Raw genomic sequence first — 244 nt, forward strand, 5'->3', positions numbered from 1 at the left:
CACCCCGGTCTGTGCATCAAGCGAGTAGTCCTGACCTTCCACATAAGGCTGGCCATCGCTGTCCGGTTTCAGCACCAGTTGCGCGACCACCGGATTAGCCAGCTGCGCTTTGCCCGTCGCCTTGTCGAACGTTACGTCTTCATCGGCCACAGTGGTTTTATGCACAACTGGATCAAGCACGTTAATGACCAGAACGGTGCCTGCACCATGGTCGTAGATCGCATCCAGTGCCTGAGGAATGGTA

The 244-nt window shown here is 56.1% G+C and carries 1 protein-coding gene; it reads right to left on the reverse strand.

The window, feature by feature from the left end; translation table 11 throughout:
• The coding region (locus I4Q58_RS15520; protein WP_203296824.1) for a hypothetical protein at positions 1–244 on the reverse strand (244 nt) is incomplete at both ends.

Origin of the sequence: Luteirhabdus pelagi (assembly GCF_016827595.1) — a bacterium.
Lineage (GTDB): Bacteria > Bacteroidota > Bacteroidia > Flavobacteriales > Flavobacteriaceae > Luteirhabdus > Luteirhabdus pelagi.